The organism is Vibrio sp. STUT-A11 (assembly GCF_026000435.1).
In the GTDB taxonomy this organism is placed as follows: domain Bacteria; phylum Pseudomonadota; class Gammaproteobacteria; order Enterobacterales; family Vibrionaceae; genus Vibrio.
The window spans coordinates 567,083-585,072 of record NZ_AP026764.1; the positions used below are offsets into that span (position 1 = coordinate 567,083).

Annotated in this window: 17 protein-coding genes and 1 riboswitch; of the genes, 6 read left to right on the forward strand and 11 right to left on the reverse strand. The window is 46.8% G+C overall.

Translation table 11 applies throughout. The features are described 5' to 3' along the window. Positions 1-21: 21 nt before the first annotated feature. Positions 22-1,869, reverse strand: a complete 1,848-nt coding sequence (locus OO774_RS18135) for a M3 family metallopeptidase (protein WP_264908107.1) — start codon at positions 1,867-1,869, stop codon at positions 22-24. Positions 1,870-2,178: 309 nt separating this feature from the next. Between OO774_RS18135 and OO774_RS18140 the strand changes: the two genes are divergently transcribed. Next, positions 2,179-2,541 carry a hypothetical protein gene (locus OO774_RS18140; RefSeq protein WP_264908109.1) on the forward strand — a complete coding sequence of 121 codons (363 nt, stop codon included), beginning with the start codon at positions 2,179-2,181 and terminating at the stop codon, positions 2,539-2,541. 71 nt (positions 2,542-2,612) lie between these two features. On the opposite strand, the gene OO774_RS18145 is transcribed toward OO774_RS18140, so the two are convergent. Both OO774_RS18145 and OO774_RS18150 read right to left on the reverse strand, forming a co-directional pair. Continuing rightward, the gene (locus tag OO774_RS18145) at positions 2,613-2,786 is read right to left on the reverse strand and encodes a hypothetical protein (RefSeq protein WP_014233493.1); all 174 of its coding nucleotides are present in this window, start codon (positions 2,784-2,786) and stop codon (positions 2,613-2,615) included. Positions 2,787-2,961: 175 nt separating this feature from the next. Next, on the reverse strand, positions 2,962-3,438 hold the full coding sequence (locus OO774_RS18150; RefSeq protein ID WP_264908112.1) for an HAD family hydrolase: 477 nt from the start codon (positions 3,436-3,438) through the stop codon (positions 2,962-2,964). 350 nt (positions 3,439-3,788) lie between these two features. Here OO774_RS18150 and OO774_RS18155 point away from each other — a divergent pair, with 350 nt between their 5' ends. After that, positions 3,789-4,883, forward strand: coding sequence for a NapC/NirT family cytochrome c (locus tag OO774_RS18155; RefSeq protein ID WP_264908737.1), 1,095 nt, complete (start codon positions 3,789-3,791; stop codon positions 4,881-4,883). A gap of 22 nt (positions 4,884-4,905) precedes the next feature. Further along, positions 4,906-7,353 (forward strand): molybdopterin guanine dinucleotide-containing S/N-oxide reductase, encoded by a 2,448-nt coding sequence (locus OO774_RS18160; RefSeq protein ID WP_264908114.1) that lies wholly within the window; start codon positions 4,906-4,908, stop codon positions 7,351-7,353. 212 nt (positions 7,354-7,565) lie between these two features. Here OO774_RS18160 and thiE read toward each other — a convergent pair whose 3' ends face one another. From thiE to thiD, 7 genes are read right to left on the reverse strand one after another with little or no spacing between them, the layout of a single operon-like run. Next, entirely contained in the window at positions 7,566-8,180 is a 615-nt protein-coding gene (gene thiE / locus OO774_RS18165) for a thiamine phosphate synthase (RefSeq protein WP_264908116.1), read from the reverse strand. Positions 8,181-8,239: 59 nt separating this feature from the next. Further along, positions 8,240-9,037, reverse strand: coding sequence for a hydroxyethylthiazole kinase (thiM, locus tag OO774_RS18170; protein WP_264908118.1), 798 nt, complete (start codon positions 9,035-9,037; stop codon positions 8,240-8,242). 12 nt (positions 9,038-9,049) lie between these two features. Continuing rightward, on the reverse strand, positions 9,050-9,718 hold the full coding sequence (gene tenA, locus OO774_RS18175; RefSeq protein ID WP_264908120.1) for a thiaminase II: 669 nt from the start codon (positions 9,716-9,718) through the stop codon (positions 9,050-9,052). 18 nt (positions 9,719-9,736) lie between these two features. Next, a complete protein-coding gene (locus OO774_RS18180; RefSeq protein WP_264908122.1) occupies positions 9,737-10,687 on the reverse strand; it encodes an ABC transporter substrate-binding protein in 951 nt (316 codons plus the stop codon). A 37-nt stretch (positions 10,688-10,724) separates the two neighbouring features. Then, positions 10,725-11,525, reverse strand: coding sequence for an ABC transporter permease (locus tag OO774_RS18185; RefSeq protein ID WP_264908124.1), 801 nt, complete (start codon positions 11,523-11,525; stop codon positions 10,725-10,727). After that, positions 11,518-12,276, reverse strand: coding sequence for an ABC transporter ATP-binding protein (locus OO774_RS18190; protein WP_264908126.1), 759 nt, complete (start codon positions 12,274-12,276; stop codon positions 11,518-11,520). The genes OO774_RS18185 and OO774_RS18190 overlap by 8 nt, the downstream gene beginning before the upstream one ends. Further along, positions 12,266-13,138, reverse strand: coding sequence for a bifunctional hydroxymethylpyrimidine kinase/phosphomethylpyrimidine kinase (gene thiD / locus OO774_RS18195; protein WP_264908128.1), 873 nt, complete (start codon positions 13,136-13,138; stop codon positions 12,266-12,268). Before thiD ends, OO774_RS18190 begins: the two co-directional genes overlap by 11 nt. A gap of 98 nt (positions 13,139-13,236) precedes the next feature. Next, positions 13,237-13,344: riboswitch (TPP riboswitch) on the reverse strand. A 295-nt stretch (positions 13,345-13,639) separates the two neighbouring features. Here thiD and OO774_RS18200 point away from each other — a divergent pair. Together OO774_RS18200 and OO774_RS18205 are read left to right on the forward strand one after the other, a co-directional pair. Then, positions 13,640-15,025, forward strand: a complete 1,386-nt coding sequence (locus OO774_RS18200) for a TldD/PmbA family protein (RefSeq protein WP_264908130.1) — start codon at positions 13,640-13,642, stop codon at positions 15,023-15,025. Then, entirely contained in the window at positions 15,025-16,368 is a 1,344-nt protein-coding gene (locus OO774_RS18205; protein ID WP_264908132.1) for a TldD/PmbA family protein, read from the forward strand. Before OO774_RS18200 ends, OO774_RS18205 begins: the two co-directional genes overlap by 1 nt. A gap of 79 nt (positions 16,369-16,447) precedes the next feature. Here OO774_RS18205 and trmY read toward each other — a convergent pair whose 3' ends face one another. Further along, a complete protein-coding gene (gene trmY / locus OO774_RS18210; protein ID WP_264908134.1) occupies positions 16,448-17,047 on the reverse strand; it encodes a tRNA (pseudouridine(54)-N(1))-methyltransferase TrmY in 600 nt (199 codons plus the stop codon). Positions 17,048-17,195: 148 nt separating this feature from the next. On the opposite strand from trmY, the gene OO774_RS18215 reads away from it, so the two are divergent. After that, positions 17,196-17,720 carry a DUF3087 domain-containing protein gene (locus OO774_RS18215; RefSeq protein ID WP_264908135.1) on the forward strand — a complete coding sequence of 175 codons (525 nt, stop codon included), beginning with the start codon at positions 17,196-17,198 and terminating at the stop codon, positions 17,718-17,720. The last annotated feature ends 270 nt before the right edge of the window (positions 17,721-17,990 follow it).

A 17,990-nucleotide genomic window follows, 5' to 3' on the forward strand; every position in this document is an offset into this window, starting at 1 on the left:
AAGTTCTGGCTCTTAGACTTACTATCGACCGTAGTTTTCTACGATATAACGTTCAAAATCGTCACACATTTGCTCATCTGAGAGGGTGTTACTTGCCAGCTCTTTACTGCCGTCGACGACTTTAATCGCCGCATTAAGCGAAGCTACTGGTGATCTCTCTCGTGTTTCAAGCGCTTTGATTTTCTGCTGCTGAACTTCCCAAGCTTGCGCTGGTGAAAGATTGCATACGTCTGCCAAATACTTGGCATTAAACCCTTCACCAGTCAGGCTGACAATGGTCTCATTGTGCGACAAGTTGTTGCCTGCATGCCAGTAGTGTTTTGCCAGCAGTGGGCCAATTTCTGGGTTGTCGGTCAAGTAGCCAAACTTATCCAGGAAGTAAGCTCGCGTCTGATAAACCGCCATGTGCGCGAGTAAATAACCTTGATAAGCACAAGCTGATTCATCTGAAAGTAGGTGCGGAATTGCCAATAGCGGGCGAGGGCTGCATTCCAAGCCAAGGATCTGCTTCTCACAATCACGCGCAAGTTTGGTGATGCGCTCTGGCGTCAGCTCTTCATCGCTGAGCTGATACAGCGCGCGCTCAAAATATGGGACAACTAAGATACTGCGCTCTTCGTAGGCTTTGAATGGCTGGCGGCTATTGATCATCGCTTGAATGATTTCATCTGGAACGGGTTTATTTTGATCATCCAGTGCGTACTGTTTTAGCCAGTCTGCATCGGTCAGTAGGCTGTCACAGAACATCGATTGCGTTTCTGCATAAGCCATAGAAGTCGGGGCAAACTCCTGCGAAAAACAAGGTGCATTCATTTTAACGTTGGCAAAGTGCGCGGCGTGGCCACCCTCGTGGAATAACGTATTGATGCCATCGTAGCCGCTGCCCACTTGGTCCGGTTTGGCATTGCTGGTGAAGTTAACCTGCGCGGCAACCCATTCACCTTGGTTGTAAAAAGAAGGAATCGGCCCATGGCAGAAGCCGTTTGGGTATTTGCCTTTACGATCGAGCAGATCCAGAGTCAGCGTTGCACCTGAGTAATCAATATTTAAACGACCGAAGGACTCTACCCAACGTCTCAGAGATTTTGAGAAAGGCACGTATGGGTCGAGATCACGCATCACGTCACCCGCGAATGAGTAAACAAAATTGTGGCCTGTAAGCGCATTTTGACCTTTCTCTTTCGCCAAGTTATCTAAGCTATTGAGGTGCGCATCTCGAGTACGTTGTTCAAAATCTTCCAGAATGTCGAACAACTGCTCTGAGGTCATCTTTTCCGTCTTTTGCACCGAGTAATCAAAAAACGTCGCATAACCGAGTGAGCGAGCGAATTGATTGCGTAGCTTGATCAGCTCAATAAATCCATTTTCCAGCAACCATTGCTCAAGATTCAGCAGCGCTTGATGAGCCGACTGACGCACTTCTTCATGATTATTGGTGCGAATAGTAGAGCTCAATACCGGAAGCGATCCTTCTGTCTGTTTGCCATTTTCGTCGGTAAACGTTTGTACGTGGTTCTGTTTTTTTTCAAACAGATCGGCTTCAAAGGCAATCAATTTATTTTTCAATACCTGTGCTTTTTCACCTTCGATTGCATGCGATTCAAACATCGCAAGCCAGCCTGACAGACCAGTGATGGTTTGCTGCTTTTCTTGCGGATCAGAAATGGAGTCCACGGACTCAAGTTGCTGTTTAATATGCGAAATTTGTTCCGCGTTGCTTAAGAAGTGTGTCCAGGTTGTCTGCGCTTGCGTCGAGCCATCATGATCGTCGCTGAGCCCCATATACGTTTCCCAAAAGAAATCTTCTTTAGTACGGTGAATAGCGAGGTAGCGTTGATTGAGGTCGTTGAGGTAATCCGTTGCGGTCATTTTAATCCTTCAAATGGTTGCGTTATATAGACGGTTGATTATTACACGCTTGGTGGCAAGAAAGGAGTTAGCGCGTTATTTACTGCCTTCGTTGCTCGTAAACGTGGTTTTACTATTTATCTATATTTTAATGAGTTAGTGGCTAATTTGTGTGTAAACTAACCAGTCAATCAGACCTAGTCGGTTAAAGCGCGGCCGAATATGTGCTCAGTCACGTTGTTGATCACGGCGTTGGGCATGAAAGCCATACAAAGAAAGTTTTTGCATATATAGTTTATGCATTCTTTTCCAACAACGATAAAAATAAAAATGGCAACGAGGACAATCGCAACGTTACTGGCAATCGGTTTCATTTTGACAGGGTGCTCATCGGACACTTCACCACAGAAAGATACGGTGAATAGTATTCAGGATAAATGTACGCTGATTCTGAGTAGTCAAGTGTCAGAGGGCCAGCGTTGGCAGGTCTACAATGATTTGCTTCAAGAGTACGCCACGCATGCGCTACACAATCAGGCTGATGGCGACCGGTTCACTGCTTTTATTCAGGCTGTGGAATTGGATCAAACCCGGCAGTTAATGACGGAGTTGATTGAAGTGACCGATTGGGGATGCGCCAATGGCAACTACCTCGAAGAGATGACGATGTTTATTGAAGAGGTGGCAAAATAAACCGAGCGTTTGGCGCTCGGTTTGAGTCTGGTTTCCTGCCGGAGTATGAATCGCTTGGTTAACTGCGGGGCTCACTCTTCAGGGTATTCACCCATGCCTTGCGTTTTACCTTCAGCTTTCCAATGCTCACCCGGATCAAACGCTTCATCGCATAAGTCGACGGTGTAACCCATTTCGGTAATTTCTTTCAATGTGAGGTTGTCGGCAATTTTCGCAACTTCGCCGGCTTTGTTATGTAATTCCATGATTTTCCTCCGCTACCTTCAGCTATTAGCCAAGTGACTTCAACGTGCTGATCCAAGTACATCGAAGTGCCTTTGGTTTAAGTATATATGCCACAGCTAGAAATAGCGGGTGAAGACCATACTTTTTATATGATTAAATGAGGCGATTCGTTTGCATCTATTCAGTAGTGATAGGTTAAAGTGCACCAGAAGCGAGCTCCGACAAACAGCGAACTTGCTGTCGGATCGGTTTGCCTGGTGCGGGCTTACCTGCAGCATTAAACCAAATGGTATTCAACCCTGCTTCGATCGCTGGGTAGATGTCTTTGTTAGGCATGTCTCCAATCATGGTCAATTGCCTTTCTTTTACACCCAGTATTTTCGCCACTGCTTGGTAAAATTTGGCGCAGTTTTTTTCAATGCGAACATTAGAAAAGCAGAAATAGCCGTTGATGTATTGGTCTAAATCAACTCGTTGGAAAGCCCGTTGGACATCTTCCATGACTGAATCCGACGCACTGGTCGCGATGTAAATCTGATGATTTTGTGAGAGAGCAGCCAAAACCTCTTTGGCCTGTGGGATCGCTTCCACAGTGTTCCAGTCACACATTTTTCCCTGTGCGTGAGGAAAGTCGACCATTAATGTGTTGCCCCAGTCGAATAGATAAATCATGCTTTAATCTCCAATCTTTCTCGTCTGCACTCCATAAACTCTCTTCAATCTCTCTGCGTGTAGCTCTTTTATGCGAAATGAGGCTCTCATATTTTTATCAGTTTCGGTATTCAGTTTCTCACCTTATTTATATATTACTCAAATAGTTGCAGTTATTTTGGTTATTTATTTTTAGAATGCGGACTAATTTAAATTATTAATACCAAATACTGGTTAATGGAAGCAAAGTTACGATATTTAATTCTTCAATCTGGAAACGCAGTTGCGTATGACGTGGATCATATTCCACCTAGCCACTAAGTATTAATTTACAACCTATAATTACAATTTGTGAGCAAGTGTAGCGAGTTATTACAATGAAAAAACGAACTATTATTTTGTTATTAGTAGCTGGAATAGGGGTGGGTTGGCTGACCTTAGGGGGTTCGGCTGCAGTGATGCATTACACCTCATCTACGGAGTTTTGCGTCTCATGCCATACCATGGAAACGCCTCTTAAAGAGTATCAAGGCTCTGTTCACTTCAGCAACGCAAAAGGCATTCGCGCAGAATGCTCCGACTGTCACATCCCCCACGAACCTGTCGATTATTTGATCACGAAAATTCGTGCATCGAAGGATATCTATCACGAGTTTATAACGGGTAAGATCGACACTCCGGAAAAATACGAAGCACACCGCAAAGAAATGGCTGAAATGGTATGGGAGCAGTTCCGCGAGAATGATTCTGCAACCTGCCGTTCGTGTCACGACTATGATGCGATGGAAGCGTTTGAGCAATCACGTGACGCTGTGAAAATGCACGAATACGGAATAGCAAACAATCAGACCTGTATTGATTGTCATAAAGGTGTGGCTCACTTTGCTCCAGAGGCTGAACTCGACAGCAAAGCGTTTGAAACACTAATGAGCTTTACCACCCAAACCGCTCCGGGAGCGGAAGTGGTTTACCCAGTTACGACTATTAACATGGGTGAGTTGGGTACCATCAACCCAACAACGAAATTGGAAGTTGTCAGTACAGAGGGTGATGCTCGTACAGTAAAACTCAATGCTTACCAAATGAAAGGTGCTGAGCAAGTGCTTTACATGGGCGAAGGGCAACGTGCTATTGTGGCAACACTGACCGAACAAGGTCAGCAAGCGCTTGAAGGTGGCGAATTTGCTGCTGATGTATACGGTAACGAATGGCGATCTGTTTCTTTAACCGGCACGATTGATTCACCAGTTGTCGACACGCTAGAGCCAGTATGGTCATACGCCGAAGAGTTGGACAATGTTTACTGTGCAACTTGTCATGCGAAGATTCCTTCAAATCACTTCACGGTGAACGCATGGGGACCTGTCGCGAAGAGTATGGGTGATCGCACGGATATTACCGCCGAAAACCTAGAAATTCTGACTAAGTTCTTCCAGCACCACGCGAAAGATGTGGTTGGTCACTAACGATAAATAGAAGGAAAAGATTATGACTAATATGACCCGCCGCGGATTTCTGAAAGGCACTGGTATGGCGGCCGGTGCGATGGCATTCACTTCCTTTTCACCGTTGTCAGTCGCCTCCTCGGATGCGCGTGGCAAAGGTATCTTAACGGCTGGCCGCATGGGCCCGATGCTGTGTGAAGTGCAAGATGGCAAGTTGATATCAACGACGAATGCATTACCTCAAACGGTACCAAATAGCTTGCAAAGTACTGGGCCGGATCAAGTTCATACCAAAGCTCGGGTAAAATACCCAATGGTACGAAAAGGTTACCTGGCGAACCCATCCTCACCGCAAGGCGTTCGAGGCAGTGATGAATTTCAACGTGTGTCCTGGGATGAGGCTTACAAGCTGATCCATGAGCAACACATGCGTATTCGTAAAACCTACGGACCAGCTTCTGTATTCGCCGGCTCGTATGGTTGGCGTTCTAGCGGTGTGCTACACAAAGCGCAGACCTTGCTACAACGCTACATGAGTATGGCAGGCGGTTATTCTGGTCACCTGGGCGACTACTCAACGGGTGCCGCACAGATCATCATGCCGCACGTTATGGGTTCTATTGAAGTATATGAGCAACAGACCACTTACCCTGTGATTCTCGAACATAGTGATGTCGTAGTGCTTTGGGGCTTGAACCCAATCAATACGTTAAAAATTGCCTGGAGTTCCACTGATTGTGCTGGCCTTGAGTTTTTCCATCAACTGAAAAAGTCGGGAAAAACGGTGATTGCGATTGACCCGATCCGCTCTGAAACCATTGAGTTCTTTGGCGACAATGCAGAATGGATAGCACCGCATCCAATGACTGACGTGGCGATGATGCTGGGTATCGCACATACATTGGTCAAACAAGGCAAACACGATAAAGCGTTTTTGGAGAAATACACCACAGGCTATGACTTGTTTGAAGCTTACTTATTCGGCGAAGAAGACGGTGTTGAGAAGTCAGCCGAATGGGCATCAGGCATCTGTGGCGTTCCTGTGAAACAGTTAGAGTTGCTGGCTGATATCTTCAGTCAAAATCGCACCATGCTGATGTCTGGCTGGGGAATGCAGCGTCAACAATATGGTGAGCAACGCCACTGGATGCTGGCAACATTAGCATCCATGTTGGGTCAAATCGGCCTTCCAGGCGGTGGTTTTGGGCTCTCTTACCACTATTCAAACGGTGGTAACCCAGCCCGTGATGCTGGTGTACTTCCTGCAATTTCTGCATCGTTGGGCGGCGGTTCATCAGCGGGTAATGACTGGGCGGTGTCGGGGGCAGTCCAAAGCTTCCCGGTGGCGCGAATTGTTGAAGCGCTAGAAAATCCCGGTAAATCTTATCAGCATAATGGTCATGAACTGACGTTCCCAGATATCAAAATGATTTGGTGGGCTGGGGGCGCGAACTTTACTCATCACCAAGATACCAACCGCCTGATCAGAGCGTGGCAAAAACCGGAGTTGATCGTGATTTCTGAACCTTACTGGACGGCGGCTGCGAAGCACGCGGACATCGTTCTGCCGATCACCACGTCGTTTGAACGTAACGATATGACCATGACGGGTGACTACAGTAACCAGCACTTGGTTCCGATGAAACAGGTGGTGGAGCCACAAGGTGAAGCTCGCAACGACTTCGACGTATTTGCGGATTTGTCTGAAATGCTCGCTCCGGGCGGTCGAGATGTATACACCGAAGGCAAAACCGAGATGGAGTGGCTATACGGGTTCTACAAAGTAGCGCAACAAGGTGGTCGAGGTTCTCGTGTGGCGATGCCTAACTTCAGCAAATTCTGGGAAGATAACCAGTTGATCGAGATGAAGTGGAATGAGAAAAACGCTCAGTTTGTGCGTTATGCGGATTTTCGTGAAGATCCGGTTTTGAATCCATTAGGTACGCCGAGTGGCAAAATCGAAATCTACTCGAAAACCATCGAAGGTTATCAGCTAGACGATTGTTTGCCACATCCTGCTTGGTTCGAGCCGACAGAATATACTGGTAATGCGCATGAAGACGAGTTGCAGTTAATGACAGCGCACGCTGCACACCGTCTTCATAGCCAGTTTAACTATGCGAAAATCCGTGAAGAATACGCGATCGCAAATCGTGAACCAATTTGGATTCACCCAGATGATGCCAAGCTTCGCGGGATAAAAACTGGCGATCTGGTTAGAGCCTTTAATGGCCGAGGCCAGGTATTAGTTGGCGCAGAAGTGACGGATCGTATCAAGCAAGGTTCGGTATGTATTCACGAAGGTGGCTGGCCAGATCTGGATCCAAATACTGGGATTTGTAAGAACGGTGGCTGTAATGTGCTGACCCTGGATATTCCAACCTCAAGACTTGGCAATGGCTGCGCAGCAAACTCAGCATTGGTTCGTATCGAAAAATACATCGGTCCTGAGTTAGAACTGACCGCATTTGAACCACCAAAAAACGGCTAGAAATTAGCATTTGAAAGCAAGAAGCCAGCAAATTTCGCTGGCTTCTTTTTATCTAAACATGGTTGATCTTAACGAACAGCTAAAGCAACAAAAGGCATTCTTCTCGTGACCTGAAACGTTGGCAGAAAAGGAAAGGTCATGCTTAATCCGTCTGATCTGAAAATAAATGATGTTTGGTTCCAAGCGTCTCACGTATTCGCTATATGGATAAATCAAGACATCAGGCTAAGTAAGTACTCGCAAGCCAGTTTAGGATCGTCGGCATGACAGATAGCCGATACCAGAGCCAAACCGTGTACACCAGTTGCGCTTAGTGCTGGGATAGTGGATTCGTTAATCCCGCCAATCGCGACGATCGGCAGAGATGTAGTATTGAGTGCCATTTTCAATCCATCGATGCCCCAGTGTTTTTGGGTGTTGGTTTTGGTCGGTGTCGCATAGATAGCACTTAAGCCGATGTAATCGATTGGTAGCGTGTCGACTTGCGCGAGTTGTTGCTCATCCTCAATGGATAAACCGAGGATTTTATTTGGACCAATCAGTTCGCGTGCGATATGAGCAGGCATGTCCGATTGACCGAGGTGTACGCCGTCAGCATCGACTGCAAGAGCAACATCAACTCGGTCATTGATTATCAAAGGTACGTTAGTATTTTTGAGGATATCTTTTACCGCTTGAGCCCGTTGGATGAAAGCACGTACGTCACCATGTTTCTCACGAACTTGAACCATGGTCACGCCACCTTCCACTGCTTTACTGACCACATGCTTGAGTGTGGCAAGATCTTGTTGGTCATCGGTGACCAAATACAAACGATAGGCGTTCATTTTGTTTCCTTTATGCCTCCAACTCTTCGTTATGAGCCGGAGGCATCGAAGTTTAGTTGTTAGTCTTTAATGAAGGTAAGCTTGAGTCGTTTTGCCAGTGTTTGTTCATCAAGCTGATACAACTCGTCAAGCAAGGTTAATTGTAAGCTGCCCGGACCACGCGCTTGTTCGGCGGCGATTTCACCCGCTACGCCAAGTACGGCAGCGGCGGCTAAACCGGATTCTTCACCCACCGCGGCAAATGCCCCAGTGAGCGCGGTCAGCGTACAACCCATTCCTGTCACGTATGGCATCATCTCATGGCCATTGCTGAGTGTTACGGTCAGCGATTTCGTCACGATGTAATCTGTCTCGCCAGAAATAACAACGTTTGCACCATATTCTGCAACCAAAAACTCAGCCGCACCTAAAGCAGCATCGCTGCTATCCAGAGAATCGACCCCTTTGCTCTGAGTCTGCTCGCCAGCTAGGGCAATGATTTCTGACGCGTTACCACGAATGATAAGTTTGTCTGCAAGACGCGCAATCTGACGAGACGTTTCTGTTCGCAGTGTGCTTGCGCCGCAGCCTACTGGATCGAGGACGACGACTTTATCATTGACATTGGCTTGCTCTACCGCAAAGAGCATACGAGGTGTCCAATGGCTGTCGAGCGTGCCAATGTTGATCACCAGCGCGCCGGCAAATGACATCATTTCTGCCATCTCTTGTTTGGAGTGCGCCATGATTGGAGAGGCACCGATTGCCAGCAGAGCGTTTGCCGTGTTGTTCATTACCACGTAGTTAGTGATGTTCACCACTAATGGCTTTTGTTGACGTACAGCGGCTAATGCTTGCGTAATTTTTTCAATTAACATGGGCGTCTCCAATTAATCTTGCTGAGCATTTAAGCCTTGTTGCCAGAAAGCGACTTCCATACGCGTTGCCGTTTTGAATACCTGAATCAGGTTCTGGCCGCGCTGGCTGTTGATATCGATTTCAGCCAATAGCTCGTTAAAGTGCGCGGCGCCCTCTGCAACACCTGACTGGAACTCTTCACCGCCATAGAGAGTGATCCAGCTAGCGTACGGGTTACCTTCAATGATGGTGTTTTCATCTTCCATCAACATTTTGCCAATAACCGCGTAGCCGATAGAGCAAGGCGCTAATGCCGCATACAGGTCAACCAAATCACCTGTCATACCAGCATCTAGTACATAGCGTGTGTAGGCAACGGTGCCAAAATCTTCCGGTTCGTTTTCCAGATCGGATTCAGTCAAGCCCCATTGACCACAGTAAGTCACATGATGAGCGATTTCTGAATCCAACAACGCATGTACGCTCGGCAGTGCACGACGCATGTCATACAAAGTACGTGCTTTATAAATCGCTAATGCGTAAGCGCGCGCGTATTGCTTGAGAAATAAAAAGTCTTGTTTCAAATAATGCAGAAAACAAGGTTGAGCAAGCGTACCTTGTGCTAATTGCTTAACGAAAAGGTGCTGTGTGTATTCCTGCCAGTCTTGACGGCAAGCGTCGATAAAATCTTGGTATTTCATAATGGGATAACCTCAGAATTAGTCAAAGCTAGGCACGTAATCTTTCGCTTTTGGTAGCGTTTCGATGATTTTTTGTGAGTACATGAACTCGGCGTAATCGTCGTAGCGTTTTAGATCAACTGCGGATGGGCGAAGCGCGAAACGTGTCAAAGTGTCATTCCACGCGCGTTGGTTCAGTTCGTTGTTCAGCGTGTCTGGAGAGTAAGCGACAAACTCTTTCCAAGACGCTTTGGGATGGTTTACGATGTAGGTCGTGGCTTGCTCCAACGCTTTGTTAAAGGCTTTGATTGCTTCTTTGTCGTAAGTGTTTGCATTGGCGACAAACACAAGCTCATCATAGGCAGGAACACCGTGTTCTTCTGGGAAAAAAGCTTTAGCTTGGTAACCTTCTAACGCAAGCTGGTTGGTTTCGAAGTTACGCAGTCCACCCCAAATCGCATCCACTTTGCCTGATGCCAGAGAGGAAGATAGCGCCCAGCCAACGTTGATGATTTGTACGTCAGAAAACTTCACATTCTCTTGTGCCAACATTGTGCCGATGGTTGCTTCTTCATTACCCGCGATAGCAATACCGATCTTCTTGCCTTTGAGATCGGCAAGGCTGTCGTTCTTACCGTTGTCCAACACCATCATGGTATTCAGTGGGGTTGCGATTAACGTTGCTGATCGAATCAGTGGCAGGCCAGCGGCAACATCAATCGTCAGACTTGGTTGGTATGAAATCGCCATATCCACTTTGCCAGCGGCAACCAGTTTAGGTGGTGTGCTTGGGTCGGCAGGTTCTTGAATGTTGATCTTCAAGCCTTGCTCTTTAAAGTAACCACGCTCTTTCGCAATAACGATAGGGCCGTGGTTCGGATTCACGAACCAATCCAACATCAAAGTCAGCTCTTTTTCGGCCGCCAGTGCGTTAGTTGAAACAATTGAAGCAAGCAGAGCTGCAGCGCTAATAAGTTTGTTTTTATTCACGGGTAATCTTCCTTTTGGTGATCTCTATTTGTTTTATCTATTTGCTTTCCCAAGGGATGGCTTTTTTCAATAATTTGTCAGTGATGAAGTAGAGTGCAATGGACAACACGGCGAGGATAAACAGCGCGGCAAACATCTCGTCGATGATCATGCGTGCGTTGGCTTGTAGCATTAGATAACCCAAGCCTTCACTTGAACCGACCCACTCGCCGACGACCGCTCCAATTGGGGCGATAACGACTGCGACACGAATGCCTGAAGCCAATGTTGGCAGTGCCGCGGGCAATTGAATGTGACGCAGCAGTTGCCATTTCGAGGCGCCCATGGTTTTCGCCAAATCCAGGTATCCGGTTGGGGTATTGCGTAAACCGTCGTAACAACACGTCGTAACAGGGAAAAAGATGATGATCGCTGCCATCACGACTTTTGAAGCGATGCCGTAGCCAAGCCAAAGCATCAGAACGGGTGCAATGGCAAATACCGGAATTGCCTGGCTAGCAATCAGAATCGGTAGCAGCCAGCGTTTTAGTGGTTCGAACAGCAACATTTGCAGCGCAAACAGCAATCCCATCGATAAACCGAGTCCAAGACCAAGCAGGATTTCCTGTGCCGTGACCCAGGTGTGTACGAGCAACACGTCATAGCGGGAGAGCAATCTATTCAGCACATCAACAGGCGCAGGCAAAATGAAGCTGGGCATATTGAACGCCACGACAATCAGTTGCCACAGACCTAAAATGACCGCTGTGCTGATCACCAAGCGCAGAGCTGGATGGGTGACTCGTTCTTTTTTGCTGATACGGTCTGAGACGGAGTTGTATTGAGTCATATCACTCATAATCTTTCTCCAGTTGATCCAAGATCGCTTGTTGCAAGGCGGCACATTCGCCATCAAGCACGCGAGGAGGCATCGTATCTGGCACCAGCAGAGGTTTAGCTTGTGCAGGTGTGCCTTGCAGTACATACAATTGGTTGGCAAGACGAACGGCTTCTTGCGGATCGTGAGTAATCAGCACGACCGTTTTTCCTTTGAGCAGTGTGGCCGATAAGGTTTGCAGCTTATGACGAGTAACGGCATCGAGCGCAGAGAAAGGCTCGTCCATCAAGACCAGAGGTTTGTCCTGCATCAGTGTACGAGCAAGAGCAACACGCTGGCGCATACCTCCGGAAAGTTGCGTTGGCTTAGCGTAGGCGTAGTCAGCTAATCCAACTTGTTCGAGCAATTGAATAGCGCGCTGCTTCTCCCTTGCGGAATTTGAGTTGGCGTGAGAAAAGCGAGAACTCAAACAAACGTTGTCCAGCGCGTTGAGCCACGGCAGTAACAAGTCCTGTTGAGCCATGTAAGCGATACGCTCGTGCAAAGCTATTCCGTCAGTGGTCGTCAGTTCACCTTGCCATTTCACCTGTTCATCAAGTAAACCGGCAAGATAACGCAAAATGGTGGTTTTACCGCAGCCGCTTCGCCCCAGTAAAACCGTCCACTGACCTGCAGGAATGGTCATATTCACCCCTGCCAGCGTAGGTGTTTGGCTGTCGTTGTATTGCAAACATGCATCACTAAACTGAATACCAATCGCTTTAGTGCACATTGTGACATTTCCCAAAATTGGGGCCTGCGAAGAAGTGGTGAACCGGGCCGTGACCTTTACCGACTTCCAGCTCATCGGCATGGGCGATAGCTTGAGAGATATACTGTTTACCTAAATGCACGGCTTTGTGTAGGTTATTGCCTTGGCCAAGGTAAGAGGCGATCGCAGAAGAAAGGGTACAGCCTGTGCCGTGGGTGTTTTTGGTTGGGAAACGTTTTGAACTGATCAATTCTGCAGAATCCTGCAGGATAAGCAGGTCGTTACTGTTTTCATCTTTCTCTAGGTGACCGCCTTTCAACAAAACCGCTTTAGCACCAAGAGAGCGAAGGTTGTCAATCATCTGATTCATTTCCGCTTCGGATTCTGGCACAGGTTTCCCAGTTAACGCGGCACCTTCAGGAAGATTAGGGGTGATGATGTCGGCGAGAGGGATGAGTTCTTCTTTTAATGTGCTTATCGCAGAGTGTTCCAGCAATAAATCACCGCTGGTGGCCACCATTACTGGGTCAATGACCAGATGCTTCGGTTGGTATTGTTTAATTTTGTTAGCCACCACTTTGATGATGTTGGCATCGGCCAGCATGCCGACTTTAACCGCCACGATATTAAGGTCGGTAAAGACGGCATCGAGTTGGCTTTCTACATGCTCAAGCGGAATAGGAAAAATGGCGGAAACGCCTTGAGTATTTTGCGAGGTAATTGCAGTAATGACAGAGCAAGCAAAACTGCCCGTTGCCGACATGGCTTTGATGTCTGCCTGAATGCCAGCGCCGCCGCCACTGTCTGAACCGGCGATCGTTAATACGATTGGGGTGGTTGAAGATGGCGTCTTGTGAGAATTAGGCTGTGAGTGCTGCGTCATGGTCGCTCCTATTACAAGACGTATAGGAACTGACTTTGACCACGGTAGGCAGATCGATTTTCGTATCCGCTGCAGCGTGCCTAGTAAGTTAGGCGAAAGGCAAAGTGCGCATAGTTCCCTACGTCAGTGCTAACTGAATCAGGTTCAACGGGTCTCGAATTTCGATCTCAGCCAACGTGTAATACGTGGCCCCCCGACTATTTCGTTTGGATGATAGCAGGACACTTACTTAAGGGATACGTTTTTTAAGTGTTCATTTATGTGTTGTGAGTGATAGAGTAGCCATTATATGTTTTGTAGCGCGGAATTGACCAGTGCAACTCTCTGGTTTATGTGCAGAAACTGGAATATTTCATAATCAATCGTGGTGTCACTTAGCAAGGATTAGCACAAAACAAGGTTAATAAGATGTTAAAATTTAACGTATTGCCAATTTAACGTTACTGAATTAGCAGTAAGTTATTTAGGAAGGCTAAGACGATCATCAAGCAAGGAGACTTCATGCTTAATTCTGTAACAGCGAAGTCAGTGATCGATCATGCTCTTTTTTTAGGAGCTGATTTCGCTGAGCTATTCGTTGAACATCATCAAACTAACACCGTCCAGATAGCATCTGGTGAGGTGGATAAGGTCAATTCCGGTATCGATTTTGGTATCGGTATTCGCCTTTTCTTCGGTCACAAAGTGCTTTATGGTTACACCAACAGCACAGACGAAGCAGAACTAAAACGCGTCACCTCGTTGCTGGCTGCGAAAGACAAACGTGAGCAAATCGCATCTGCGGGTTCTATTAATTTGAATCGCTACCCAGTTCAGCACGGATGCCGTTTGCCTCTGAGCAAAGACGCCAATCTGGATTCTAAAATCGCGTTTCTTTTGCAAGTTGACCAAGCGGCACGAGCGGAAAGTGAATACATCAGCCAGTTTATTGGTAGTGTGCTACAGCGAGAGCAGCAGGTATCTATCTTCAACTCGGAAGGTTTACACGTTGATGATACGCGTCATTACATTCGCGTCGCAGGTAACACCGTTGCGCAAAAAGGCAATGAACAGTCTTCTGGCATGGAAGGTCCTGGTGCACTGGCTGGCTGGGAGTTCAGTGAGCAGATAGATGCCAAGGAACTGGGTCAAACTATCGCACAACAAGCTTTGGTTAAGCTTGGTGCAGATGCGTGTCCATCGGGTGAAATGCCAGTGGTTATCGGCAATGGTTTTGGTGGTGTTATTTTCCACGAAGCGTGTGGTCACTTGCTTGAAACCACATCGGTCGCTAAGAAGGCGTCAGTGTTCCACGATAAGATGGGCGAAATGATTGCTCATACGGCCGTAAACGCCGTCGATGATGGCACGATGACCAATGAATGGGGCTCAATTCATGTCGATGACGAAGGGTTGCCTACTCAGCGCACTCAACTTATCAAAGACGGTAAGTTAACTAGCTTTATGGTCGACAAAATGGGCGGCATGAAAACGGGTTATGAGCCAACTGGTTCAGGCCGCCGCCAAAACTATAAGTTCGCTCCGACTTCGCGTATGCGTAACACCTTTATTGAAGAAGGTGAGTATTCACTGGACGACATGCTGGCAGGTGTTGAGCGTGGTATTTACGCCAAGAAAATGGGCGGCGGTTCTGTGCAACCAGGTACGGGCGAGTTCAACTTTGCAGTACGCGAAGCTTATCTGATCGAAAACGGCAAAATCACCAAACCACTCAAAGCGGCAACGCTGATCAGTACCGGCCCTAAAGTTCTGAAAGAAATCAGCATGGTGGGTAAGGACATGGCACTCGCTCCAGGTATGTGTGGTTCTGTGAGTGGTGCTGTACCAACAACCGTCGGTCAGCCTTCGCTCAAAGTTGACAATATTCTGGTAGGAGGTGGTAACTAATGAGCCAAGAACAACAACTTCTTAATGCCGTTGATTACGTCTTGTCAGAAGCCAAACGCCAAGGCGCAGAAGCGGATGTGATTGTTAACCGCAACAGCAGCTTCTCTTTGAAAGCGAACCAAGGCAAGCTGGATGAATACAAAGTAAGCTCGAGCCAGGTACTAGGTGTTCGAGTGGTAAAAGATGCACGAGTAGCGACCAGTTACTCTGAGTCACTAGAACAGTCAAGCCTAGACTTGATGCTGACGAATGCGTTGCAGAGTGCACGCTTCTCCAAGCAAGATGAGCATCAAACAATTAGCTGTGTAGACAGCCAGATCACCACTGATGTGGCTGAAATTGCGCAGGAAGATACTACGTCCGTTGATGAAAAAATCGAGCTTTCTCTGGCGCTTGAGCAAGGCGTGGTCAGCTTACCTCATGCTTCAAGCTCGCCATACAACGGCTATAGCGATGGTGAAAATCAACTGATCATTGCTAATACGCAAGGTACTCTGTGTCAGCACTTCGAGCGCTCTTTCAACTGTTACGCCTACACGCTTTTTGAAAAAGATGGCAAACAGTCGATGGCGGGTAAAATGTCAGTAGGGCGTCGTTTCGACGAGTTGAACTCGGCTTTCTGTATTGAAGAGGGTTACAACTTAGCTCGTGACCTGCTTGATGGCGGTCCGGTTAAAACTGGCAACTATCCAGCTATCTTCCATATCGATGCGCTTAGCAGTTTGTTCGGTGCATTCGGCAGTGCTTTCTCTGGTGTAAGCGCAGTGAAAGGGATTACACCATTGGGTAACAAGCTTGGTCAAAGCGTTGCAAGTGAATTGATTACCTTTACTGACACTGCATACATGGCAAATGGTATGGCGATTTGTGGTTTTGATAGTGAAGGCTTTGCAACTCAGGACAATGTGTTAATTGAGAATGGTCAGCTCAATACGTTATTACACAACAGTCACACCGCAAGCTACTTAGGTGCCGTTTCAACCGCGAGTGCTGCTCGAGGAGCGAAATCAAGCCTAGATGTTGCGGCTAACCACAAAGTGATTGCTACGGGTAAGAGCAGTGTTGCTGAAGTTAAAGCGGGTGAGTACCTTGAACTAGTAGAACTTCAGGGTGTTCATTCTGGCGCAGATGCTGTCAGCGGTGATTTCTCGTTTGGTGCTAGCGGGTTCTTATGCCGAGATGGTCAACGAGTTCAGCCAGTACGTGGAATTACTGTTGCAGGTAACTTCTACAAAATGTTGCAAGAAGTGGAAGCGGTTGGAGATGCCCAACTGATCAATGATAGCCGAACTTTCTTTGCACCAGATGTGCGCTTTGCACGTTTGAGCATCGGCGGCAAATAAGCCCATCATCTTCAACCTAGAAACAAAAAGAGGACTCCATCGAGTCCTCTTTCGTTTTTAACCATCTGTCGGGAAAGCGCTAGAATTCGCGAATATCCAATTCATTGTGGATCAACACCACGCACTGAGAAGCAAACAGCATCTTAGGACCAAGGCTGATTTTTTCTGTCCCAAGGCGTTTCAAACTGTTGAATGACTTCTTCGGCATTGGAATGTGATCAGTTAGCAAGAAACAAGGGTTTGCCCCAATTTCTGCATCACGAACGAAATCGCCTTTTTTATCCAACATATATAGCTGATGGTCTTCAGCCAGTTCTTGAACCAAACGCTCAAAACTAACGGTACGAACCGTAATACCTGGCTCAACGTCACGCAGCTGTTCTTTGCCCATACCAATTGATGCATCCAAAGCGCGAGCTACAGCAGCGATCAACGTCGACTCATGGAATCCACCAATATTAGTAATATTATTCGATCGAATCGTAATCGTACGGGAGTAATCTTTGGTGCTCTCAAGAACCAGGTACACAACTACGTCTTCACGATGTGACTGTGCAACAAACATAGTGTTCATCATAGTGTGAGCAAGGATCTCAGTGTGTGCTTCCTGACCGACACCTTCGAGTAGTGCTTTGCTGGTGGTTGGTGCAGCACGAGCTCGTAAAACAAAAGAGCGCATGAATTTAGCCTCTATAGAAGAAGAGTGAATGCGCGGAGTATATACCCAGACGACGCTTTGATGCGAGAATTATGAACTTACTTACAAAGCTACGATTGTGGTGCCGATTCTCGCCGCTACAATAGGGGCAACCCTTTAGGAGTGGTATATGGAAATTAAAAAAATCAATAAAGAAGTCTACAAAAAGAAAGTAAACCTGGTGATTGGCGGCTTTGTTGTATTGCTTGCTGTCTCTTCATTAGCCTTCAGTACGCTACTCATTAGTCTTTTTGGCAATACCAACATTCAACCGGAACAATCTACAGGTAACTTTCATTGGAATTTGATTGGTGTACTTCTGTCTCTCGCGACGTCCCTCTCTTTGCTAAATCAATTTAAAACTCACCCTTGCATGCGAGAAGTTCTGTACGTTTGGAAGCTTAAGCAAATACACAACAAGATTTACCGCAAGCTAAAAAATATTAAAGCTGCTGCAAGTACGGATGATTTGAAAGCGTTGACCATTCTTAAGTTCTACTACACTACGCAAAGACAAGTGTTTGAGTTAGACAACAACACGCTCACCATGAGTAGCGTAACTAAAGAATTAGAAACCATAGAAGAGATCGAAGTGAGCAAATCACTTTCACTTGATATTACAAGCTTTGAAGAGTCTTGGCTGGATACATTCTGATTGCCTATTTGCTACCTGGTATTAACAAATGAGTGCTAAAAATAAGCGTTTGAGTGAGATTTCATCACTCGGCGCTTTTTTTTGAATTTTTTCTTCAAAAAGGGTTGCCAAGAAAAATCATCTCCCTATAATGCGCCTCCGTTGTCAGGGCAAAGCGGAAACGCAAAAGCAGTTGGCAACAAGGCGAATTAAAAGCTTCTAAAAATTAATTTAAAAAGTGTTTGACACAAAGAATTAGTTCATTAGAATACGCCTCCGCTTTGAGAGAAA